Source organism: Texcoconibacillus texcoconensis, assembly GCF_014202575.1.
GTDB lineage: Bacteria > Bacillota > Bacilli > Bacillales > Salisediminibacteriaceae > Texcoconibacillus > Texcoconibacillus texcoconensis.
Genome location: NZ_JACHHB010000010.1, coordinates 118,213 through 143,061 on the forward strand (window position 1 = coordinate 118,213; position 24,849 = coordinate 143,061).

General features: G+C 43.3%; 18 protein-coding genes. 3 read left to right on the plus strand and 15 right to left on the minus strand.

The window, feature by feature from the left end; all coding sequences use genetic code 11:
* Positions 1-331 precede the first annotated feature (331 nt).
* From argH to yidC, 10 genes are all read right to left on the minus strand, one after another.
* A complete protein-coding gene (gene argH, locus HNQ41_RS11550) occupies positions 332-1,708 on the minus strand; it encodes an argininosuccinate lyase (RefSeq protein WP_184664597.1) in 1,377 nt (458 codons plus the stop codon).
* Positions 1,709-1,774: 66 nt separating this feature from the next.
* Complete coding sequence (locus HNQ41_RS11555; protein WP_184664598.1) at positions 1,775-2,992, minus strand: argininosuccinate synthase; 1,218 nt, start codon at positions 2,990-2,992, stop codon at positions 1,775-1,777.
* A 75-nt stretch (positions 2,993-3,067) separates the two neighbouring features.
* A complete protein-coding gene (gene argF / locus HNQ41_RS11560; RefSeq protein ID WP_184664599.1) occupies positions 3,068-4,021 on the minus strand; it encodes an ornithine carbamoyltransferase in 954 nt (317 codons plus the stop codon).
* Positions 4,018-7,266, minus strand: coding sequence for a carbamoyl-phosphate synthase (glutamine-hydrolyzing) large subunit (gene carB / locus HNQ41_RS11565; protein WP_184664600.1), 3,249 nt, complete (start codon positions 7,264-7,266; stop codon positions 4,018-4,020). The genes argF and carB overlap by 4 nt, the downstream gene beginning before the upstream one ends.
* Positions 7,253-8,338 (minus strand): carbamoyl phosphate synthase small subunit, encoded by a 1,086-nt coding sequence (locus HNQ41_RS11570; RefSeq protein WP_184664601.1) that lies wholly within the window; start codon positions 8,336-8,338, stop codon positions 7,253-7,255. The genes carB and HNQ41_RS11570 overlap by 14 nt, the downstream gene beginning before the upstream one ends.
* Positions 8,335-9,525, minus strand: a complete 1,191-nt coding sequence (gene argD, locus HNQ41_RS11575) for an acetylornithine transaminase (RefSeq protein WP_184664602.1) — start codon at positions 9,523-9,525, stop codon at positions 8,335-8,337. Before argD ends, HNQ41_RS11570 begins: the two co-directional genes overlap by 4 nt.
* Entirely contained in the window at positions 9,518-10,321 is an 804-nt protein-coding gene (argB, locus tag HNQ41_RS11580) for an acetylglutamate kinase (protein ID WP_184664603.1), read from the minus strand. The genes argD and argB overlap by 8 nt, the downstream gene beginning before the upstream one ends.
* Positions 10,322-10,338: 17 nt before the next feature.
* Positions 10,339-11,565 (minus strand): bifunctional ornithine acetyltransferase/N-acetylglutamate synthase, encoded by a 1,227-nt coding sequence (gene argJ / locus HNQ41_RS11585; protein WP_184664604.1) that lies wholly within the window; start codon positions 11,563-11,565, stop codon positions 10,339-10,341.
* Positions 11,566-11,593: 28 nt separating this feature from the next.
* The gene (argC, locus tag HNQ41_RS11590) at positions 11,594-12,637 is read right to left on the minus strand and encodes an N-acetyl-gamma-glutamyl-phosphate reductase (RefSeq protein ID WP_221301931.1); all 1,044 of its coding nucleotides are present in this window, start codon (positions 12,635-12,637) and stop codon (positions 11,594-11,596) included.
* 304 nt (positions 12,638-12,941) lie between these two features.
* Positions 12,942-13,775 carry a membrane protein insertase YidC gene (gene yidC, locus HNQ41_RS11595; protein WP_184664605.1) on the minus strand — a complete coding sequence of 278 codons (834 nt, stop codon included), beginning with the start codon at positions 13,773-13,775 and terminating at the stop codon, positions 12,942-12,944.
* A 714-nt stretch (positions 13,776-14,489) separates the two neighbouring features.
* Between yidC and HNQ41_RS11600 the strand changes: the two genes are divergently transcribed.
* From HNQ41_RS11600 to thrB, 3 genes are read left to right on the plus strand one after another with little or no spacing between them, the layout of a single operon-like run.
* Positions 14,490-15,788 carry a homoserine dehydrogenase gene (locus HNQ41_RS11600; RefSeq protein ID WP_184664606.1) on the plus strand — a complete coding sequence of 433 codons (1,299 nt, stop codon included), beginning with the start codon at positions 14,490-14,492 and terminating at the stop codon, positions 15,786-15,788.
* The gene (gene thrC / locus HNQ41_RS11605) at positions 15,788-16,852 is read left to right on the plus strand and encodes a threonine synthase (protein ID WP_184664607.1); all 1,065 of its coding nucleotides are present in this window, start codon (positions 15,788-15,790) and stop codon (positions 16,850-16,852) included. Before HNQ41_RS11600 ends, thrC begins: the two co-directional genes overlap by 1 nt.
* Positions 16,849-17,766, plus strand: coding sequence for a homoserine kinase (gene thrB, locus HNQ41_RS11610; protein WP_184664608.1), 918 nt, complete (start codon positions 16,849-16,851; stop codon positions 17,764-17,766). The genes thrC and thrB overlap by 4 nt, the downstream gene beginning before the upstream one ends.
* 166 nt (positions 17,767-17,932) lie before the next feature.
* On the opposite strand, the gene HNQ41_RS11615 is transcribed toward thrB, so the two are convergent.
* The 5 genes from HNQ41_RS11615 to HNQ41_RS11635 all read right to left on the minus strand — a co-directional run bounded on the left by HNQ41_RS11615 (position 17,933) and on the right by HNQ41_RS11635 (position 24,792).
* Complete coding sequence (locus HNQ41_RS11615; RefSeq protein ID WP_184664609.1) at positions 17,933-19,375, minus strand: aldehyde dehydrogenase family protein; 1,443 nt, start codon at positions 19,373-19,375, stop codon at positions 17,933-17,935.
* 14 nt (positions 19,376-19,389) lie between these two features.
* Positions 19,390-20,412, minus strand: coding sequence for a homoserine dehydrogenase (locus HNQ41_RS11620; RefSeq protein WP_184664610.1), 1,023 nt, complete (start codon positions 20,410-20,412; stop codon positions 19,390-19,392).
* 42 nt (positions 20,413-20,454) lie between these two features.
* Entirely contained in the window at positions 20,455-21,654 is a 1,200-nt protein-coding gene (locus tag HNQ41_RS11625; protein WP_184664611.1) for a cystathionine gamma-synthase family protein, read from the minus strand.
* A 50-nt stretch (positions 21,655-21,704) separates the two neighbouring features.
* Complete coding sequence (locus HNQ41_RS11630; RefSeq protein WP_184664612.1) at positions 21,705-22,910, minus strand: M24 family metallopeptidase; 1,206 nt, start codon at positions 22,908-22,910, stop codon at positions 21,705-21,707.
* Between the two features lie 205 nt (positions 22,911-23,115).
* A complete protein-coding gene (locus HNQ41_RS11635) occupies positions 23,116-24,792 on the minus strand; it encodes a PucR family transcriptional regulator (RefSeq protein WP_184664613.1) in 1,677 nt (558 codons plus the stop codon).
* Positions 24,793-24,849 lie beyond the last annotated feature (57 nt).

A 24,849-nucleotide genomic window follows, 5' to 3' on the forward strand; every position in this document is an offset into this window, starting at 1 on the left:
ATTTTTCACAAATAACGGAACACATGTCCGCGAAATCAACAAAATGGGCCCATTCTACTAAAATAACGGAATGTATGTCCGCACAAAGGAAACATTTCTAACATTGCCTTGCGTCAAATCCCTCAACAACCTAGGATAACCAGTAAAACATTGATCTATAACGTCTCCTCTTCAGCCTTACTACTTAACAACATAGTAACGAGAGAAAGGCAATAAAACTACCCAGCGTCACGTTCGACGCTGGGTGTTTTCACATCTCCGATTTCAAAATTACACCATTTCGTGCATAGTGGCTTGATTTTTGTGCATAAACCATGAACCTCGCCCTTCACTACGCATCCAATGATTGCTTAGCTAACTTAAGCTGTTCTCTCACTTGCTTTGGTGATGTGCCACCGTAACTGTTACGTTCGTTGACAACACTCTCCGGCGCTAACACCGTATAAATATCATCCTCAAAATACGTGCTGAACTTTTTGTACTCGTCGAGGCTGAGGTCGAGCAAATATTTCTCGTTATCAATCGCGTACAAGACGATCTGGCCAATCACCTCATGGGCTTCTCGGAAAGGCATCCCTTTATTTACGAGATAATCGGCAATGTCCGTCGCATTGGAATAATCTTCGCTTACCGCTTGCTTCATCGCTGTATCATTGACCGTCATCGTTTCGATGAGGGGTGCGAGCATCTTCAGTGACCCTTCCAATGTCTCAACCGTATCAAACATGCCTTCCTTATCTTCTTGCATATCTTTGTTATAAGCGAGTGGCAAGCCTTTCAGTACAGTCAACAAACTCATTAAGTTCCCGTAGACGCGGCCCGTTTTTGCGCGCAGCAATTCAGGTACATCTGGGTTTTTCTTCTGCGGCATGATGCTTGAACCTGTACAGAAGGAATCATCCAACTCAATAAAATTAAATTCTTGACTGCTCCAAATCACCATTTCCTCTGATAAACGAGAGATGTGCATCATGAGAATCGATGCGTCTGATAAAAACTCAAGAATGAAATCACGGTCACTGACCGCATCCATGCTGTTTGGATACACATCTTCAAAGCCAAGCAGTTCAGCTGTACGCTTACGATCGATTGGAAACGTCGTGCCTGCTAATGCACCTGCGCCAAGTGGCAACATGTCAACACGCTTCAAACTATCTTCAAGGCGCTGTTTATCGCGCTCAAGCATCCAGAAATACGCAAGCAAGTGATGCCCAAACGACACTGGTTGCGCGCGCTGCAAGTGTGTGTAGCCTGGGATCATCGTTTCAACGTTCGCTTCTGCTTGCTCAACAATCGCTCCCTGCACAGATGCGACAAGCTCGATAATTTCCTTTGTACGATTCTTTAAATACAAATGCATATCCGTTGCCACTTGGTCGTTACGGCTGCGGCCCGTATGGACTTTTCCGCCAACAGGGCCGATTTCTTCCGTTAACAAGCGCTCAATGTTCATATGAATGTCTTCATCACTAACGTCATAGGAAAGTTCCCCGGCGGCTAGTTTTTCTTTCACCTTCAATAGTCCTTCTTTAAGCTGCTCGCCTTCCTCATTCGTGATGATCGCGCATTCCGCTAGCATTTGTACATGCGCGAGGCTTCCTTCAATATCTTCATTAGCCAATTTTTGGTCGAAGGAAATTGATGCAGTCAGTTTTTCGACGAGTTCATTCGTTTCTTTCGTAAAACGTCCAGTCCATAACTTAGACATGGCCAGTTCCCCTCCTATTATCACGTTTGCAACATCGCATATATAACTTACTGCCGTTACCGACGATTACTTCTGGTTCACTTGATCCTTTTTATGCACTTCCGCATAGGTTTTTGTGGAAAGCCCCCACAGCTTAATGAAGCCTACTGCTGCGTTATGATCGAATTCGTCGCCTTTTGAGTATGTTGCAAGCGATTCGTTATAAAGGCTGTTTTCAGACTTACGACCAACGACGGTGTTATTTCCTTTATGCAATTTGACGCGTACCGTACCAGATACAGGCACTTGCGTTTCATCAACAAACGCATCAAGCGCCTTTTTCAAAGGAGAGAACCACTTGCCATCGTAAACCGTTTGAGTGATTTGTTGTTCAATTTGCGTTTTATATTGCGTCACTTCGCGCGGTAAAGTCACAAGCTCCAACTCACTATGCGCATTAATTAAAATGACAGCAGCTGGGTTTTCATACACTTCACGTGACTTAATGCCGACGAGTCGGTTTTCTACGTGATCGATTCGACCGACACCGTGCTTACCACCTAGTAAATTTAACGATTCAATCAATTTATCAAACTGCATTCCTTCCCCGTTTAACGCAACAGGCTTTCCTTGTTCAAAGGTGATTTCAATGTATTCTGCTTCGTCTGGCGTCATCTCAATCGGATTCGTCCAGTCGTAAGCATCTTCAGGTGCTTCAGCCCATAAATCTTCTAATACGCCAGCTTCACACGCACGCCCCCAAATGTTGGCGTCAATGGAGAAAGGTTTATCTAAGTTCACTGGAACTGGAATGCCTTTTTCTTCTGCGTAAGCAATCTCCTCATCACGCGTCATCCCCCACTCACGGACAGGAGCAAGCACTTCTAAATCTGGATTCAATGCTTGAATCGATACTTCAAAACGTACTTGGTCGTTTCCTTTACCGGTACAACCGTGGGCGACTGCTTGAGCGCCTTCTTTTTCTGCCGTTTCTACTAACAGTTGGCTAATGAGTGGACGAGATATTGCCGAGGAAATTGGATATTTCCCTTCATATAAACTGTTCGATTTTAGCATTGGCAAAATGTATTCTTCTGCGAGTAATTCCTTTGCATCAATGACAATCGCTTTTTCCGCGCCTGCATTGAGGGCTTTTTCTTTAATTTGCTCGAGGTTCTTTCCTTCACCGACATCAATACCAAGAGCAATCACTTCGTAACCGTAATTTTCTTGGATCCACTTTATAGAAACCGATGTATCTAAACCACCTGAATAGGCTAAAACCGCTTTTTTCTTTGTACTCATTTGGACTTTCTCTCCTTTTTGATAATGAATATTTAAATACAAGCATTTTTATACATTTTAACGATTAAATATCGGTCAGATCGTCTCTTTCATTAACGCCTTTTGTGCATGAAGACGATTTTCCGCTTCATCAAACACGACTGAATGTTTCCCGTCAATGATCGATGCTGTCACTTCTTCACCACGGTGAGCAGGTAAGCAGTGTAAGAAAATAAAATCATCCTTCGCTGACTGACAAAGTTCATCGTTGACTTGGTAAGGAGCAAACGTTGCTTTACGTTTTTCTTCTTCCGCTTCATCACCCATACTCGCCCAGACATCAGTTACGATCACATCTGCATCATAAACGGCTTCTTGCGGGTCATCGGTCAATGATATCGTTGCTCCAAATGCCTGTTGCGCTTCTTTTTGCGCGTTTTCCATAATCTCTGCATTCGGTTCATATCCTTTTGGACTCGCAACAACCATATCCATGCCTACCTTTGCAGCACCTTCCATAAGAGAATGAGTCATATTGTTGTTACCATCACCGATAAACGCCATTTTTAAACCATTGAGATTCCCTTTGTTCTCTTCAATCGTCATCAAATCCGCGAGCACTTGCGTCGGATGGTGAGGATCTGTTAAGCCATTAATCACCGGTACATCAGCATTTTCTGCAAATGCTTCAATCGTCTCGTGTTCGAACGTACGAATCATTAATCCGTCCACGTAACGCGACAACACTTTCGCTGTATCAGCAGTTGATTCGCCGCGGTTTAACTGCATGTCATTTCCATTTAAGAAAATCGCCTGGCCACCGAGTTGCTGCATACCGACTTCAAAGGAGACACGCGTTCTCGTCGACGCTTTTTCAAAAATCATTCCTAATGTCTTTCCTTCGAGATCATTCGTCTTGATCCCTTTTTTCTGTTTATATTTGATATCATGCGCTTCTTGCAGCAAATGTTTAATTTCTTTTACAGAAAAATCATTGATTGTTAAACAATGTTTACCCGTTAAATCGATATTCGATTGAGTTGTCGTCATGCTTCCACCTCTTTCAGGCTAGAATCAGCGCCGCTTCGATACGACGTTAACGTTTGTGGCGCGCTCAGTTTTAGCTTTTTCTCTAACAATGACAAAGACATCTCTGCTGTATCCAAACTCGTAAAACAAGGAACATTGTAGCGAACAGCAAGCTCCCGTAGGAAAAAGCCAACTTTTTCTTTCGCGCTACCGTGATTCGCAATATTAATTACAAAGGACGGTACCCCCGCTTTCCATACACGCTCTAATTCTGTTCGATCTTTAGGAATCTCATCAACATCTAACCCGTAATCACGATAACAACGTGCTGTCCCTTCCGTTGCAGCCACGCGAAATCCTCGGTTAATCAGCGATTGTACGAGCGGAATGCTCTCTTCTTTTTCTCGATCCGCAACAGAACAAAGCACCCAAGGGTCATCCGTTTCAACGCGCTCAATCAATCGTTCATCAAGTGAAATTCCTTTCGCCAGCGCTTCCTCTGGCGTCCAAGCAAGACCAAGCCTTTCACCTGTCGATTTCATCTCCGGACCGAGTACATGGTCGACGTCCTTTAGCTTTGCTGCTGAAAAGACAGGCACTTTTGCTGCGTAAACGTTCGGTTCATCCAAGAGACCTTCACTTTCCGTCATGTCCGTTAATGGGACACCGAGTTGTACGTGTGTCGCCCATTCAATCATCGCTACACCGGTTACTTTAGAAACGATCGGCACTGTACGAGACGCGCGTGGATTTACTTCTAAAACGTAAACGGTACCGTTTGCGACGACGAATTGAATGTTCATCATCCCTTGAATTGGCAGCGTTTCAGCGATTTTTTTCGCATGCGTAATAAGTTGTTTTTTCGTTTCTTCATCCATCGTTATTGGCGGAAGCATTGCGATACTATCTCCAGAGTGGACGCCTGCTTTTTCAATGTGTTCAAAGATTCCCGGGACAACGGTTGTCTTTCCGTCGCTAATCACATCGACTTCACACTCGAGACCAGGTAAGTACTGATCGACAAGTAACGGCCAGCAATCATCTGCGGTATCTCGGCGAACTTTTTCAAGATCACTTTTTAGCTCTTGTTTATTGTGACAAATAAACATCGATTGACCACCGATCACGTAAGACGGGCGGATGAGAACGGGAAATCCTAGGGTCTCAGCCGTGTGAAATAATTGCTCGGACGAGTCAACGGTCTCACCAGAAATATGTGGAACATTTAATTCATTCAATAAATCATAAAATCTTTGTCGGTCTTCTAAGCGATCGACGGCGTCTAGGTCTGTGCCTAAAAGTTTTACGCCTTCTTGTTGCAGTGCTTCGGCGAGGTTGATGGCGGTTTGGCCGCCGAATTGGATGACGACGCCTTCGACTTGTTCTTTTTCGATAACTGCGAGCACGTCTTCGGCTGCGAGTGGTTCGAAGTAGAGTCGGTCGGCGACGGAATAGTCGGTACTGACGGTCTCTGGGTTGTTGTTGATGACGATCGCTTCGTAGCCGAGCTTTTGTACAGCGAGTGCGGCGTGTACGGAGCAGTAGTCAAATTCAATTCCCTGACCGATTCGGATCGGTCCTGAGCCGATGACGAGAATTTTCTTTTTGTTTGATGATTCGGCTTCATCAAATCCGTGCCATGTTGAGTAATAGTAAGGGGTGACGGCATCAAATTCCGCTGCGCACGTGTCGACGAGTTTGTATACGGGATGGATATTTTGCGTGCGGCAAACGTGACGAACTTCTTGTTCTGATGCCCCTAAACCTTCGGCAATTGTTTGATCGCTCATATTCATTTGTTTCGCTTCTTTTAATAAGCTGATTGGCGCAGATGCCAACGAATAAGTTGCGATTTCTTGTTCTAAACTGACGATATTTGAAATGTGATATAAGAACCACGGATCAACTTGTGTCATCTCGTATACTTTTTCGGTTGAGTAGCCTCGACGAAAGGCTTCGGCTAAAATATATAACCTTGTGTCAGTCGGCTCCGCTAATTCATCCTGCAATGCTGCGTCACTGTAAGTCGTCATCGAAGGTAGTAGCAAGCGATAAATGTTCGAATCGAGCGAGCGGAGCGCTTTATTTAGTGCTCCTTGGAAGTTACGGTCGATCGCCATCACTTCTCCTGTTGCCTTCATTTGTGTGCCGAGGTGACGCTCAGCTGTTGAAAATTTATCAAATGGAAAGCGCGGTAACTTGACGACGACATAGTCTAATGCAGGCTCAAATGAAGCCTTTGTCGTCGTTGTAATCGGGTTCATTAGTTCATCGAGATGGTAACCGATCGCACATTTCGCTGCGATACGGGCGATTGGATACCCTGTCGCTTTCGATGCTAGTGCCGATGAGCGGCTAACGCGTGGATTCACTTCGATGATGTAATATTTATCAGAATGTGGATCCATTGCAAATTGAATGTTACATCCACCAATGACATCTAGGGCACGAATCACTTTACGTGAGACATCCCTTAGCATTTGATATTGACGATCCGTGAGCGTTTGCGATGGGGCAACGACGATCGAATCACCGGTATGGACGCCGACTGGATCTAAGTTCTCCATGTTACAGACGATCGTGCACGTATCGTTTTCATCGCGCATCACTTCGTACTCAATTTCTTTCCAGCCTTTAATACTTTTTTCTACGAGCACTTGCTGGATCGGACTTTGCGCAAGTCCTTGCTCCACGATGGCAGCAAGCGACTTGTCATCTGTGGCAAATCCGCCCCCTGCACCACCGAGTGTATAAGCTGGGCGAAGAATGACTGGATAACCAATTTGCTTGACGAAATCTTGCGCTTCTTCGAGTGTAGAAACGATGTGTGACTCGGGAATCGGCTCATTTAAATCGACCATGAGCTGACGGAAAGACTCGCGGTCTTCCCCTTTTTGAATCGATTCGACCGATGTGCCAAGCAACTTCACATCGTACTTTTTAAAGATGTCTTGTTCATACAATTGAACGGATAAATTGAGTCCCGTTTGCCCACCTAACGTACCGATAAATCCGTCAGGGCGTTCCTTTTCAATTACTTTTTCCACGGACTCAACAGTCAACGGTTCAATATAGACATGATCTGCAATCGATTCATCCGTCATAATCGTCGCAGGATTATCATTTATTAGTACAACTTCAATATTTTCTTCCTTTAACGCTAAGCAAGCCTGGGTTCCAGCATAGTCAAACTCAGCCGCCTGACCAATGACGATCGGTCCAGAGCCTGCAACGAGTACTTTTTTTATCGAATCATACTTTGGCATATACGCTTCCTCCTGCTGCATTTGCTTGTTGGATAAATGCTTCAAAGACGTATTCTGTATCACTTGGTCCAGGGTGCGCTTCAGGATGAAATTGAACAGACTGTACAGGCAAACGCTTGTGAGTCATCCCTTCAACCGTGCCATCATTGATGTTATAAAACGATACGTCAAACGCGTGCTCATCAATCGTTTCTGAAGCAACAACGTAGCCGTGATTTTGTGACGTCATATGGACACGTCCTGTTTTCGTTTCTTTTACAGGGTGATTGGCGCCTCTATGACCATAAGGCAATTTTTCCGTTCTGGCGCCAAACGCAAGGGCAATGAGTTGATGTCCAAAGCAAATCCCTAACGTCGGATATGTCTCCGCAACTTTGCGAATGTTTGTTAACTGATCGACGAGCCCCATCGGATCACCAGGGCCGTTACTAAAGATCACGCCATCTGGATTCATGGCTTCAATCTGCTCAAATCTATAATCATAAGGAACGATCGAAACAGAGCAACCTTTTTCCATCAAAGCATCTAAGATCGATTTTTTGTATCCATAGTCGATGAGAACGATATGTGCACCATCTGCAGAAAACGTCTGCACTTTCTGAGTTGAAACGCGTTGAACAAGTTGTTCAGTGCTTGGTTGCTGCCACAATTCGTCGGTCACTTGCGAACTGCTTTTAACGAGTACGCCTTTGACGGTGTGGTGTTTTCGGATCGTCTTCACCAAAGCACGTGTATCAACACCTGTTAGACCTGGAACCCCTGCTTCTTTTAACTGGTCAGAAACGGATTTTGTCGCACTATAATGACTTGGTACGTCACAAACATCACTGATAATCACACCGGAAAGCGATGTTTTTATACTTTCATTGTCTGCTTGATTTAACCCGTAATTACCAATGAGGGGGTAACAAAATGTTAAAATTTGTCCTGCGTAAGACGGGTCTGTCATCATCTCTTGATATCCCGTCATACTTGTGTTGAAGACGACTTCCCCGGACGTAGCGGCTTCACTTCCAATCCATGTGCCGGTAAACGTCTCACCTGTTTCTAGTTGCAAATAACCTTCTGTCATTTTACCGTCGCCTCCTTTTTTGCCGCTTCGGCAAACACTTCATCTAATACGGACAAGGCCTCCTCAATTTGTTGATAGCTTATCGTTAAAGCAGGAAGCAATCGTACGACTGTCGGTCCAGCTGGAAGAACGAGCAACCCTTTTTCCCTCGCTAACGTGATGATTTCTTTCGCCTCGACGTTAACGGCTAAACCTAGTAACAGCCCGCACCCACGCACTGATTCAATCGTGTTGTAACGCGCAGCTAATTTTTCTAGTTCTTTTCTAAAATGAATCGATACTTTTTCAACATACGTCAGTATATCTGCCTCAATAATATGTTCAATCGTCGCTTTCGCTGCTGTCACAGCTAACGGGTTTCCGCCGAACGTACTTCCATGACTACCTGGCGAAAAATACTCGGAAACGTGTTGTTTAGCTACAGTTGCACCGATCGGAAAACCTGATCCTAATCCTTTCGCGAGCGTGAACACATCAGGTTCAATCCCATACTGTTCATACGCAAACAACGTTCCTGTTCGGCCGATGCCCGTTTGGATTTCATCAATCATGAGGAGGATGCCTTTGTCCTGGCATAATGACGCCAAATCTTGCACCCACTGTTGATGAGCCGGAACGACACCGCCTTCTCCTTGTACGAGCTCTAACATAACCGCGCACGGTGGGTTCTCAGCGAGAGACTCAAGTGCGTCCCGATCGTTAAAAGTGAGTGTACGAAACCCTGGTGCTAGCGGGTCGAAACCTTCTTGAACCTTTTCTTGCCCTGTCGCTGACATCGTCGCAACCGTTCTTCCGTGAAACGACTGCTTAAATGTCACGATCTCCGTTGATTTCGCTTCGTCTGTTTGTTTCGCATATTTTCTTGCCAGTTTAATTGCGGCTTCGTTTGCTTCAGCGCCACTATTACTGAAAAATACTTGATCGCCTACACTATGACTGACAATTAAATCCGCGAGCTGTTGTTGCGCTGGTATTTCATACAAATTAGAGCAATGCCAGAGCTGTTCTAATTGATTTTCGACAGCGGTTTTGACTATTTTAGGTACATGCCCAAGATTGCATGTGGCAATCCCCATCGTTAAATCGAGGTATTTATTTTCGTTATCGTCCCAAATATAACTACCTTCACCTCGTTTAATTGTTAGTGGAAAACGTTGATACGTATTCATGACGGCGCCTTTAGACATGGTGCATTTCCTCCCCTCGTTCCACTGTCGTACCGATCGATTTTCCGTTGAAATAATCCTCTAAATCATTCACGTTCGTGCCATCGATCATCGACACGTTGGTAACCCCGTGTTTTACTGCTTTCATTGCAGCCCGCAATTTAGGGATCATTCCACCTGTGACTTGCTGTTTATCTATTAAAGACTCGGCCTGTTGGATCGTTAACTGTTCATAAACACCGTGGCCTTCTTTTTGATCGTACATCACACCTGGGACATCACTTAGGAAGCATAGTGGTGCTTGAAGTGCTTGAGCGACGGCTGATGCCGCAGTGTCCCCGTTCAAGTTATAGCGCTGGCCATTGTCATCAATGCCTATTGGAGAAATAACCGGGATCGCACCACTTTCAATCATCGTTTGTAATACGCCGCTATTTACGTGCTCCACTTCCCCAACGAAACCGAGCTTTTCAGCATTTTTCGCTGGTCGCGCTTGTAACAATGCACTGTCTACACCGCTCATTCCGTGAGCGACGCCGCCGTTTTGGTGAAATTTTCGGACAATCTGTTTATTGACCGTACCACTGAGTACCATTTCGACGATGTCGAGCACTTCATTTGTCGTCACCCGCAATCCATCGACGAATGTCGTTGAAACATTAAATTGAGAAAGGGCTGAAGTAATTAATGGTCCTCCACCGTGAACGATAACTGGTTGATACCCTTCATTTTTGTGAAGGTTTGCGACCGTTTCATAAAAAGTGTTTGGTAATTGATCAAGCGTACTTCCACCACATTTAAAGACGACCGTTTTCACGTTTCTCCCCCGTTCTTTTATGTTCTATAAGCCGCATTAATGCGTACATATTCGTACGTTAAATCGCAGCCCCATGCCGTTGCCGTTCCGTCACCAAGGTGTAGATCTACGTATATTGGCACCGTCTCTTGTTGTAAAGGTTGCTTTGCTTTTTCTTCATCGAATGGAATAGGCAGCCCTTGATCGACGACCGTTACATCCCCAAGTGAGACGGTGACTTTTTCAGGATCAATTGGTTCATCTCCATAACCGATCGCACAAACGATGCGCCCCCAGTTTGGATCTGAGCCGTAAATCGCTGTTTTCACCAAGTTAGAAGAAATAATTTCTTTACCGATAGAACGAGCAGCCTGATCTGTTGTCGCTCCCTTTACATGAACTTCAACTAACTTCGTCGCTCCTTCGCCGTCGCGGGCGATTTCTTTCGCTAATTGTTCTGATACTTTTTCAAATGCTTTAACGAATGCGCTCCAAGATGGATGATCTTCTGTTAATGTTTCCGTTTCTGCTTTACCGTTTGCCATCACCAGCACCATATCGTTCGTACTGGAGTCACCATCAACGGTAATCATATTAAACGTCCGGTTCGTCCCTTGTTTTAGAACATTTTGCAAGGCGCTCTCTTCGACTGAAGCATCGGTTGTTATAAAAGCGAGCATCGTAGCCATATTTGGATCGATCATGCCTGAACCTTTAGCAGCGCCTCCGACTGTTACCGTCTTCCCATCAATCTCAACTTGTACGGCAACGTGCTTTGTACATGTATCCGTCGTTAATATCGCTTGCTCAAACCTTTCCACAGTTTGATCGTTTTCCTCACCTATGCTTTGAAACCCTGCTTTAATTTTTTCAATCGGCAGTGGATCACCGATCAACCCCGTTGAAGCAACTGCAACTTGTTCCTCTGCTAAGTTCACTTTTTCAGCCATCGCACGACGCATTTCATAAGCGTCTTTTAACCCTTGTTCTCCTGTACACGCGTTTGCGACCCCTGAATTCACACATACCGCTTGTAAAGGTTTCTCTGATTGAAGACTTTCTCTTGTCACTTGTAACGGCGCAGCTTGAAACTGGTTTGTCGTATACACAGCGGCAGCAGAAGTAGGTACTTCAGAGACGAGCCAACCGAGGTCGTCTTTTCTTTTTCGAATACCGCAGTGCATCCCTCCGGCAGAAAAACCTTTCGCAGACGTTACGCCACCTGCTTCCAGTACGTGAATCGCTGCTTCCTCCACGATCTCCATCGTATCTTCCATCCCTTCCTTTTTTCGTTTAAGGATACATCGGGAGCGTCCATAATCCAGTCCGCTCATCCCATCCGTTCATAATATTTAAGTTTTGAATCGCCTGACCACTAGCACCTTTCACTAAATTATCAATCGCCGAGACGATCGTTACACGATTTGTACGTGAATCAACATCAATGGCAATATCGCAAAAGTTACTACTATAAACATCTTTCGTTCCAGGAACCGAACCTGCGTCACGAACTCGCACAAAGGAATCAGATTCATAAAATGAACGATAATGATCAATCAATTCTTCAGCTGTCACTTCATTATGTAGTTGAACATACATCGTACATAAAATACCTCGTGTCATTGGTGTAAGGTGGGGAGTAAATGTTATATTTACCTCTTTTGCAAATTGTTCTTCTAGTAATTGTTCGATCTCAGGAATATGCTGATGCTTACCTACTTTGTATGGTTTCACATTTTCATTGCTTTCTGTAAAGTGTGTTGCAAGCGTCAAAGATTTTCCCGCTCCTGAAACGCCCGTCTTGCCATCAATAATCACTGATGAAGGATCGACTCCTTCAATTTCCGCCATTGGTAACAACCCTAAGAGTGCCGCCGTCGGGTAACAACCTGGATTAGCAACCAAAGAACTTTTTTCAATATTGGCACGATTTTTCTCAGGCAAACCGTAAACAGCCTCTTCTAAGTCTTTTTCATTTGCTGGTGTATTCTTATACCAATCTTCGTATAATTGTGCCTGTTTTAGGCGAAAATCTCCTGATAAATCGATACAATTTTTTCCTAGCTCTCTTGCTTGTGCGACATATTTCTGACTTATTCCTGAAGGAAGTGAAAAAAACACGTAGTCTACTTCCTCTAATGTCTCTTCTATATTCCATTCATCGAGATTCACTTCTACAACATTTTTCGTGTGCGGATAAATATGGTGAAGGTCTTCGCCGCTTTCTGAATGTGAAATGACTGATGTAAGTTCAACATAAGGGTGCATATGCAACAAGCGAATCAGCTCAAGCCCTCCGTAACCTGTTCCGCCTACCACTGCAACTTGCACTGTCATTAGTTTTCCTCCTGACGTATTATTTGGTCATCATTATACTCTTTGATTTATTTTTATTCAACCGTCTGAAAACATTTTTTTCTGTGAATTTTATAAAAAAAATAAAGTGTATCCTTATTTACGGTGACAAAGAAATGAAAATATCTTCTGTATTCGCTACTCACTTTATTTAACAAATTCATACAAGTGATTATTTATACAATATCAGTGTATAAAAAGAGGGCAAATCCCGTCTCCTTTTGACGTTTTTTGTCGAAGTGACAAGCGCCAATATAAAGGTTAGGGATTTGCCCAATTTAAAACATTATTGTTTTTGCATAGAAGTTTCAATGGATGACGTTTTTGGTTTTACAATCCATCTAAATAGTAGCGTTTGCCCGATTAAAAACAGACCACCAACTGACCAATAAAGCGGTAAGGCGGCGGCTACATTAAAAGAAATAAACCCCATAAACAACGGCATCATATAACCCATGACCGCCATCTGTTGTTTTTGTTGCTCATTACCTATGTCCATATTTTGTTGGGAAATTTTAAATTGCACCAAATATACGAATGCAGCAATAAAAGGGAGAACGATATCACTCTCGCCTAGATTAAACCATAAAAACGTATGTTCAGCGATTTCTGGTGTACGCATAATTGCATAATAGAAACCAATCATAATCGGAAGTTGAATAAACATTGGTAAGCAACCACCCATTGATGCCATCGGGTTAAAATTGTGCTTTTGATACAATTCCATCATTTCTTTTTGCATTTGCCGCTTAGCATCTGACGTTTTATCATTTTTATATTTTTCTCTCAGTTCATCCATTTCCGGTTTAATAACAGTCATTTTTTCTTTCATAAACATTTGCATTTTAAATTGCTTTAACATAAGCGGCATGATCGCTATACGGATGAGTAGCGTCATAAGTACAATCGATAGGCCATAATTTCCATTGAATAGAGAAGCAAAGTACTTGATTAAAAACGAAAATGGATAAACGACATAGTGGTTAAACGTTCCGGTTGTTTCTGCATCTATCGGTTCTGTTGACGCTTGGCACCCCGATAAAAAAAGTACGAAAAGTACAGCTAATACTAATAAGAACGAGCGGAAAGATTTATGAGTGAATACAGATGTGCGTGGCATTTTTTACCTCCTCGACTATTAACATGCTTCAAAACCGAGGAGATTATACCTTCATCATCATCGTCAGACGATTTTTTTCTTCATATAAAACTCTTTTCGTGAACTTTGTTGTTTTTGATAAACTCAGAGAATTGAAACGTGGCGACTACAGATTAGTTAAATGAGGTCACGTCCACTGTTTTGTTCGCTGCTCCGGACATTGATTCCGTTATTCGCTGAAAAAAGACTGTTTTTGAGCTTCCTCCGGACATGAGTTCCGCTATTTTGAAAAAATCGCCCTTTATCGCCTGCAAAAGAGAGGGTTAACGGAACATATGTCCGTCCAACCGCTAAAAATGACGTATTTCGCTGAAATAACGGAATGTATGTCCGCGCCCCCAAGACCCGCATTCATTTGACCAGGTTCAAATGAGCTCAAATCTCGTTTTGACGTAGTTGCTATGGTACGAACTGCGATCTCATTCTTTAAAAGCAACAATCTTTTAGAAAACAGCCTACAATAAAGATGATCCACTACTGTTTACGAAAAACATAAGGGTCGAAAATGCACCACATAAGTACATAAGAACGGTCAATTTCTAGGCAAAAAATTCTTTTTCATGAGGAAGCGTTTACATTTCGCAAACCTGTTGTAAAAAATATGAATCGGATTTATAATGTCCTCAACAGATAAACAAATGTATTTTATAAATAGACAGAAATGGGGCGAAAGACATGTCAGAGCAGTTAGCTGTTGGTTTACTTGGATATGGTACGGTAGGATCTGGAGTCGCGCAAATCATTCATGAGCATCAAGAAAAGCTTCAGCATCAAATTGGTTGTGAAGTACAGGTGACGAAGGCACTTGTTTCCGATATGGGAAAAGAACGTGAGGTGCCTTCTGGTCACATTGAATTTACGACGGATGCTGATGATGTTATCAATGATCCTAAAATTGATGTCGTCGTTGAAGTTATGGGCAGCATCGAACAGGCGCGCGGCTACATTTTACAGGCTTTAAATAACCATAAACATGTGGTGACAGCTAATAAAGACCTTATGGCGCTTCACGGAACGGAACTTTTACAAGTAGCAAATGATAAGCGCTGTGACCTTTTTTATGAAGCCAGTGTAGCCGGTGGAATCCCAATTTTACGTAGCTTAACAGAAGGCCTTGCTTCTGACCAAATTCAGAAGGTCATGGGCATTGTTAACGGAACGACAAACTATATTTTAACGAAGATGGCTAATGACAATCGTAGTTATGATGATGTTTTAGCAGAGGCACAAGAACTTGGTTATGCAGAGGCAGACCCGACAGCAGATGTGGAAGGCTATGATGCGGCCAGAAAAGTCGCAATTTTGGCTACACTCAGCTTCTCCATGAACATTGATTTGGATGATGTATGCGTGAAAGGAATCTCCAATGTGACAGAAGAGGATTTGGCGTATAGTAAGCAGCTCGGATATACGATGAAATTAATTGGTTTAGCTAATCGTACAGAAGATCAAGTGGAAGTGAGTGTTCAACCTGCGTTACTTCCAAATGAACATCCACTTGCGAGTGTCAAAGATGAATTTAATGCGGCGTATGTATACGGGGAAGCAGTTGGAGAAACGATGTTTTACGGCCCAGGTGCAGGGAAACTTCCGACCGCTACAGCCGTTGTCTCTGACCTCGTTGAAGTCATGAAAAATATGCGTCTTGGTGTAAACGGCAATAGTGCAGTTTTACCTCAATATGAAAAGAACCTAAAAGCAGATGAAGATATTTTTGCTAAATACTTCATTCGTTTACATGCTCGTGATCTTCCAGGAACTTTCTCTTCTTTAACTTCATTATTTTCAGAATTAGATGTAAGTTTAGAGAAGATCTTGCAATTACCGGTCCCTGAAAGTGACGTTGCTGAAATTATCATCGTTACCCATAACGCATCTAAATCTGCCTATAAATCAATGTTAAAGCAATTAAATGAACTAGACGTTGTCGTTGAAGTAAAAAGTAGTTACCGTGTGGAAGGAGAGGAAGCGTAATGAGCTGGCGTGGATTAATCGATCACTATGAATCATTTTTACCTGTTAATAGCAAGACACCAAAACTATCGTTAAACGAAGGCAATACGCCACTCATTCACCTAGAAAAACTTTCTCAGAAATGGGGCGTCGACCTCCATGTGAAATTTGAAGGTTTAAATCCTACCGGGTCATTTAAAGACCGCGGCATGGTGATGGCCGTCGCTAAAGCGAAAGAAGCCGGAAGTGAGGCCGTCATCTGTGCCTCGACCGGAAACACTTCGGCGGCGGCTGCAGCCTATGCCGCTCGAGCAGGTTTACGCTGCATTATCATCATCCCAGAAGGTAAAATTGCCCTCGGTAAGTTGTCACAAGCGATGATCCACGGTGCAGAAGTATATGCCATCAAAGGAAACTTTGATAATGCCCTCAATATGGTGCGTAAGTTGAGCGAACAATCGGCGATGACACTCGTGAACTCAGTCAACCCATATCGCATTGACGGGCAAAAAACAGCTGCGTTTGAAGTTTGTGAACAACTTGGCCACGCGCCTGACCACCTAGCGATTCCTGTTGGGAATGCTGGAAACATTACGGCTTATTGGCGCGGATTCAAAGAATGGCATGAACAGAACCAGTCAGGACTGCCGAAGATGTGTGGTTTTGAAGCGAGTGGGTCTGCTGCTATTGTACAAAACCAAGTCATAGAACAACCTGAGACCGTTGCAACTGCAATCCGTATCGGAAACCCTGCTAGCTGGTCCTATGCCATTGACGCAGCAAACGAATCAAAAGGGTTTATTGACGATGTGGATGATGAAGCGATTCTAAAAGCATATAAAGAGCTTGCTCAAGAAGAGGGTGTATTTGCTGAACCTGCATCTTGTGCATCTTTAGCCGGGGTGAAAAAGAAACTCCGTACAGGAGAAATAAAGGAAGGATCGTCTATCGTTGCTGTCCTTACTGGAAATGGATTAAAAGACCCTGATACAGCAATCGATGTGGTAGGGGAAAAACCTGTTTCTTTACCTAACGATGAAAAGATTGTTATTGAACACATCTTAGGTCAGGTGATCGAGCAATGAATGAAGACATGTTTATGATCCAAGTACCTGGAAGTACGGCCAATTTAGGTCCTGGTTTTGATTCGGTCGGCCTTGCGATTGATCGTTACCTTACTCTGACCGTCAAACCTAGTCATGAATGGGCGTTTACTTCTCAATCTAAAGAGCTCGAGGGGATTCCTACAGGAAAGGATAACCTCATGTATCAAGTAGCAGCAAAAGTGGCTGAAGAGTATGGTGCTTTATTACCAACGTGCCACGTTGACGTCACGAGTTCGATTCCGATGTCCCGAGGATTAGGAAGCAGCGCTGCAGCAATAGTTGCAGGTATTGAATTAGCCGACCACCTTCTTGATCTTAGAATGGAAAAAGATGAAAAAGCACGTTGGGCTAGTTTACACGAGACACATCCAGATAATGTTTCCGCTTCTGTCTACGGTGGATTAGTGATCGGCCACCATGATTCAGAAGCAACAGATGTCATCTTAGGTGGGGCTCCTTCGCTAGATATCATTGCGGTCATACCTGATTATGAATTAAAAACGGATTTATCACGCACCTTACTTCCAGACAACCTCACACATGGTGAGGCAGTCAGGGCAAGCAGCGTAAGTAACGTCCTCGTCGCTTCGCTTTTGCAAGGGAAATGGGAGATCGCCGGAAAGATGATGGAGCAGGACCTTTTCCATCAATCATACCGTATGGAAGCTGTACCTGAGTTAAAAACGGCAAAATCAGTGCGTTCCATGCTGAATGTATACGGGATGGCTCTAAGTGGAGCAGGACCTATTGTTTTATTTTTTGCTCCTGAAGGAGAAGGGAGCAATGTAAAACACCAACTATCCGCTTATTATCCCGACCACGATATTCAACAACTGAGCGTTGATTGTGCCGGTGCCAAGGTTGAAAAAGTTGTTACTTCAAGTTCTGTTTAATAGAAGGTGCTTCTCTTACGAGGAGCATCTTTTTTATGGATCACACACTCAAAGGAGAATTCTATGCGTCAATCAGGACTTAATACCTAGCGTTCAAACCTTAGCGCATAAAAAAACAGCCGTGACTGTTCCACCAATCACGACTGTTTATAACATCATTTCAATTTTAAAATTGCTTCAAATTAAAGCTAATCACCTTCGGTTCGGTCATTGCTTCAATTGCGGAGCGAACACCTTCTCGACCGAGACCCGATCCTTTCACACCACCGAAAGGCATTGCGTCAATTCGGTAGTCACTGCTGTCATTGACCATAACGCCACCGACGTGTAAATGTTGGATCGCATAAAATGCTTTATCTATATTAGAAGTGAAAATTCCAGCGTGGAGGCCGTAGTTCACATCATTTGAGTATTGGACAGCTTCCTGAAGAGAATCTACAGGCTCAACGATGACAACTGGACCGAACACTTCCTCCTTTGCAACTTGTGCGTCTCGAGGAACCCCTGTTAAGATCGTCGGTTCATAAAACGTACCGTTGCGGCGACCACCGATTTGGATTTTCGCCCCTTTTGATATCGCTTCCTGCACCCATGTTTCTACACGTTTTGCTTCTTCTTCATTAATCATTGGACCGACATCTGTTTTTTCATCCATCTTATTGCCAACCCGAAGCTCAGCAGCCTTCTCTATCAGCTTATTTAAAAACGGGAAATATTTTCCGTTTTCAACATAAATTCTTTGTACACCAATGCAATTTTGACCAACGGCAGAAAATGCACCTGATACACATGAAGTTGCTGCTTCATCAATATCACTATCATTTAACACAATAACAGGAGAATTGGACCCTAACTCCATGTTTACTTTCTTCAGACCCGCTTCGCGTATAATGTGTTCCCCTGCATCCAACCCTCCTGTAAACGAAATCATCGTTACGTCCGGGTGAGTGACAAGCCCGTTTCCGATCGTTCGGCCTGACCCAGGAATGACGGACAAGTACCCTTTAGGTAATTGCGCATGTAAAAATGCTTCAGCGAGAAGAAGTGCACTTAATGGCGTGGTGCTAGCGGGTTTTACGATAATTGGATTTCCTGCTGCCAATGCCGGACCCACTTTATGGCAAACAAGGTTTAGCGGATCGTTAAAAGGTGTGATTGCTCCGATGATGCCAATCGGAAAACGATATTGATAACCAATGCGATTTTCGCTTCCTTGATGTTGATCGAAGGAGATCGTTTCACCATTGATACGACGCGCTTCTTCTGCACTTATTCGTATCGTTTCGATCGCTCTTTTCACTTCCTTTGTCGCTTCTGTAATGGTTTTACTTCCTTCTGATGCAATCGTTTCTGCGTACGTATTTACCCTTGCTTCCATATAATTGGCGACTTCTTGTAAAACACGGATTCGTTCATGAGTTGGAAAATTATCGCTTTTCTCATGTACTTCCTTTGCTTTCGATAGAGCACGCTTTAGGTGTTGGTCTTCTCCAGATGGGACCACAGCTAAATGGCGATCATCCTGTGGGTCATACACGTCAAACGTCTCATCGGACCTAACCCATTCACCAGCCAAAAACATCATTTCAACTTTCGCCTTCGTACGCATTACCCATCACCTCCTCATATCGATGTAACACCTAATTGTTTTTTGACATAAAATAAATCGATCCAAAGCGCGTACCCAGTTTCAATCAAGCCAGCTCCAGCACCTGTCAGCATGATCGGACCAGATAAGTCGCATTCATAAACGATCGCATTTGTCGGTCCTTTTACGTTCGCAAGCGGGTCATTTTCATCTAAGCATTGCGGCTCTACAACCGCCTTCACTTCCTCACCACTTTTGTATATACTTGCGATCAGCCGCCACGCTTTCCCTTCATCTCGTGCTTTTTTGATGTCTTCATTAAAAAGACCGGAAATGCCCTCGCACGGAATATCTTCCACCGCCAACGAAGAACCCATGACATAGTTTGCGAGAATCGCTACTTTGTAACGAGCATCGTACCCTTCAACGTCACTTGTTGGATCGGCTTCAGCGTATCCTAAAGTTTGCGCTTGCCTCAGTGCATCTTGGTATGGCTTTCCATTCTCCATTTCCGTCAATATATAGTTTGTCGTTCCATTTAAAATGCCGTGAATTTCCTTGATCTCGTTTCCTGCAAGTGTCACTTCTGGTAAACGCAAAGCTGGTGTCCCACTCATGACCGTTCCTTCAAATCCCCAATATACACCACGTTCTTTGGCAAGTGCAGCTAAGTCACGATAAGCTAACGCTACCGGGCCTTTATTTGTCGTTACGACACTTTTTTGATGTTGAAATGCCGTTCGGCAGTGATCAATCGCCGGTTGCCCCGTTCTGACATCTGTGTAAGTGACTTCAACAATCGCATCCGAATTCGTCTGTTCAATCGTCTGAATGCTTCCCATTCCACGTACTAACCCTGGTTCATTCGGGTAATTGTCTAACGTGCCATCTTCTTCGACAACCTCAAGCACTTTTTTTACATCGAGGCCATTTGGTTGATAAATGGCCCCTTTTTTCATATCCGAAATCGCAACAACTTCCGCCCCTAACGGTCGCTCTTCTAACAGCTTCGCTAACGACTGCCCGACACCACCAAACCCGATAAAAGCTAGCTTCATGATCCTGGCCTCCCTTTATTCAAATTTTCCCGCGATGCGGTGTTACTTCGTCGTATATAAATGTTCTGGCAATGCATCAAACGCTTGTTGAAGGTCGGCGATGAGATCATCTGCATCCTCAATCCCTGCTGAGTAACGAATTAAACTTTCTGGAATCCCTAACTCAGCTAAATCTTCTTCCGTACAGGAAATGTGACTTGTCGTTCTTGCTGGGCCAACGACCGTTTCAACAGAACCTAAGTTGGCAGCGCGATGTGCGTATTTTAACTTTGGTATCAAATGGCGAACGGTCTCAATACCACCTTTGACAGAGAAAGCAAGCATGCTGCCAAAACCGTTCATTTGTTTTTTTGCAATCTCATGGCCGGGATGGTCTTTGAAACCTGGATATAACACATCCTCTACGACATCAACGGAACGCAAATAATCAGCTACTTTCATCGCATTTTCTTGTTGCTTTTCAATTCGAATTTGTAGCGTTTTCATTCCTCTTAAGAGAAAATAAGCTGACATCGGGTCTAATACAGCCCCATTTACTTCACGATAATGGAAGATAGACTCAACGAGATCTTTTCTTCCGCATACTGCCCCACCTAATGCATCGGCGTGGCCACCTAAAAACTTCGTCGCGCTATGAATGACAAGGTCGACGCCAAAATGAAGCGGCTTCTGGTTGATCGGTGTCGCGAACGTGTTATCAACAATGACGATTGCACCAACCTCTCTTGCTTTACGAACCATCCTTTCAAGGTCTGTGATTTTCACTGTTGGGTTAGTTGGTGTTTCTAAATAGAGCACTTGGCATCCTTTATCTACTTCTTTCTCAATTTCTTCATGATTTCCCGTTTCGCATAAAACAACATCCACATGCTGTCTTGGGAGATACTCACTGAAAATCTTGTTCGTTCCTCCGTACGTATCTTTAATAGAAACGACACGGTCACCTGGTGTTAGTAATGCGGCAAGTGAATTACTAATCGCAGCCATTCCTGTAGAAAAGCTCGTTGCCGCTTCTGCATCTTCAAGGATACGAATCTTCTCTTCAAAGGCATCCAATGTCGGGTTCGTATATCTTCCATACACATGCGCCGATACTTTCCCTGTGACAACGTCATACCACTCATCCAAGTTATCGTAACCGTAAGATACACTGTGCACGACTGGAACTTGTGTTGCGCCAAATGCTAATGAATCCTTTTCTCCAGCCCAAATCGATTGAGTTCCCATGTTTGTTTTTTTCATAGAGATCTCCTCCTTGATCATTCAGTTTTCACACGACGCGACAAGTTACATCAGCTTATTTTTCCATCGGCATCGATTTGAAACGGATCGTTAATGATCAATTCACGAGGATACGTTGTAAATGATTCACACCCCTCCTCTGTGACCCGAAACGTTTCACTAATTTCGATGCCGTAGTTCGCATACCATAAAGCGGGGATAAAGTGGAATGTCATATTCGGCTGTAAAATCGTCGAATCACCAGCTCTTAAACTGGCTGTATGCTCTCCCCAATCAGGTGGATAATTGAGTCCAACTGAATAGCCTAAACGGGCCTCTTTTTCGACGCCTCGCTTTTTCATTTTATTGCGCCACACTTCTTCAACTTCACCGCAGGTCATGCCTGGTTTGACAGCGTCGAACACTTCATTCATTCCTTCGATTACAAACGGGGCAATTTGTTGTAACATATCAGTCGGCTGCCCAACGGAAACTGTGCGGGCTAATGGAACGTGATAACGTTTATAGCAACCAGCTAATTCAATAATGACCGAGTCCCCTTCTTGGAAGGTTCGTTCTGACCACGTTAAGTGTGGTGTTGATGTGTTCTCACCTGATGGTAATAGGGGCACGATCGCTGGGTAGTCACCACCATATTCAGGTGTGCCTGAAGCAATGTGATAATATATATTTGCAGCGGTATCGCACTCACGTACATCTGGGCGAATCGTTTTAACGCCTTCACTCATCGCTTTTTCTGCAATGATCGCTGCGCGTTTCATATATTCAATTTCTTGGTCTGATTTGATAAGTCGAATTTCATTGACAAGAAGGCTGGCATCTTTGAATGTCGCATCGGGAAGGGATTGTATGAGGCGTTGGTAAGCTTTAGCTGAGAAATAATAATGGTCCATTTCTACACCGACAGTGCGATTTCCGTGACCGATTTGTTTTAATATTTCACCCATAAATGCCATTGGGTGATACGTCTCAGATTGGACGTAATAATCAGGGTAATCAATAATATTTTCATCATAAATCCACGTTTTAGAACGTGCACCACTTGCATCTTGATGACGGCCGATCCAGATTGGCTGTGGTTCATCAATAATGACGACGAGCGCCTGGTGAACGTAAAACGACCAAGCATCGTACCCTGACAAATAATTGATGTTCGCTGGGTCGGTGAGGAGTAACACCTCAACCCCTTTGGCTTCCATACGCCGCTTCGTTTTCTCTAGCCGTTCTTGATACTCTACAATGTCAAACGGAAGCATAATCTCCCTCCTTCCAATGACTGAATATTATGATTATTGTTAATGTTAGTGTATTAGTTTTAGGTATTTTTTGGAATGTGCAATGTGTATGAACTTTTGTTTGAGGGAGTTATACAAATTTGAAAAAAAGCTGATTCCCAATAGGTTTTCAGCTCATTCTCGAGTAAGTAGAAAAGACGTTTAAAGGGCCCAGCTTAACATCACATTATTTGATTTTTCGAAGCATCCACAGACGGACACTCAGTTCTAATAAAAAGGCATCATCAGCGTCCACAAGAGAAAGTCCTGTTAGTGATTCAATTTTCCGCAATCGATGTAATAAAGATTGCCTGTGTAAATTTAATTCCTTTGCTGTCTGTGTGACATTACCTTTTCGTTTATTATAAACAACGAATGTATGAATTAAATCTGTTTGCCTTTTTCGGTCGTTTTCAATCAATGGTTGCAATGTATCTTTAACAATATGAACGATCTCACTTTGATCAGATAGCGTCATTAACAAACGATTGATCTTCGTATCATCAAAAAAAGTCCGTGATCCAGTGCCGTGCTGTTGTATCCCAATATCAAGAGCTGTCTTTGCCTCTTGATAACTATCGTGGAATGTAAACATTCCATCTTTATGCATGGAAATGCCCCATGATAACTCGGTCCCTGCAATAAATTCATGCAATCTTCGTTCGATCATGTCTAACAATTGATTGGCAATTTTCGAATACGTCTCTTTCTCCGCTTCAAGAAAGACAATAATTTCACCTTCATCAAAGGTAGCAAGTACATTTCGACCGAGAATTGAACTCGCATTGGTCATTTCTTTCTGAATATAATAATTCATACTGTGTAAAGACGAACTCGATGGCTTATCATTAAAAATATTCGCCTCTTGGTCTTCTGGGTAAACAATATCTCCGACGATACAAAGGTATGGACATTCTAAATCATAGCCAAGTAGTTCCGCTTTAGAAATTAAACGAGTGCTCATTGGAGTATCTTTTTTGGCTAAATCGAGCAAAAAGTTATCCTTAAAACGAATGTGCGTCATTTCTACCGCATTTTCTTTAACGAAATAGAGGGCAGAAGCTGTCAGTGCATGCTCTAATACATTCATGACAAACCACGTTAATTGTTCTGGTTTTTCTGGTTGAAATAACAAATACCCTTGCGTTTTATGGTTGTTGGTAATTTCAAGTTGAAAGTAGTTATCATCTGAAAAACGAAATTCTGAAAGACTATGGTAGAGAGGATGGTCTTCTCTAAGTGTATGTCTATGAAGTGCTGTGATGGTCGATGATGACTGTTCATCATTAAATAAATCCAATAACTCCTGGCTAAAATGTTGACTGGCGCGGATCGTTTTCATCTGATCTGCAATCGCAAAGGGGATGCCAATAAAATCATAAACTGTACGACAAATATCATCTAAGCCTTGGCCCTTTAATACACAGTCGATCAACGCTTGCCGCGCAGACTCAGCACGCTCACGTTCACTTTGACGCTCGTTCTCAATTTCTTTTATGACAACTTGCAAAATGTCACTGAACTGTAGATCCCAAGGAATTTCTAAAATGACGACATTGTTTTCGTTCGCTAATTGCACGACGCGGTCAGGTATCGTGTACAAATGACGGCCAGTAGCTAACCCGAGCGCCGATGCCCCAGACTGAATGACATCGCGCACAAACGATTCCAACAAAAGTGGATCATCTTCACATTCTATTGCTGAACTAAGAACAAATTCATTTTTTCGAACGAAATGTTCTACAGGTGTTTCAATGACGGCAACCCACTCAATGACCTTTTCCTCTAAACAAATGTCTTTCGTTTTTACTTTAACGCGCTCCATGACAGGCAAGTTCATAACATCATTGACCGTTATACTCATCACACCACCTCTTGTCACTTTTCCGCTACCTTTATTATATATAATGCTAGAAGGCTT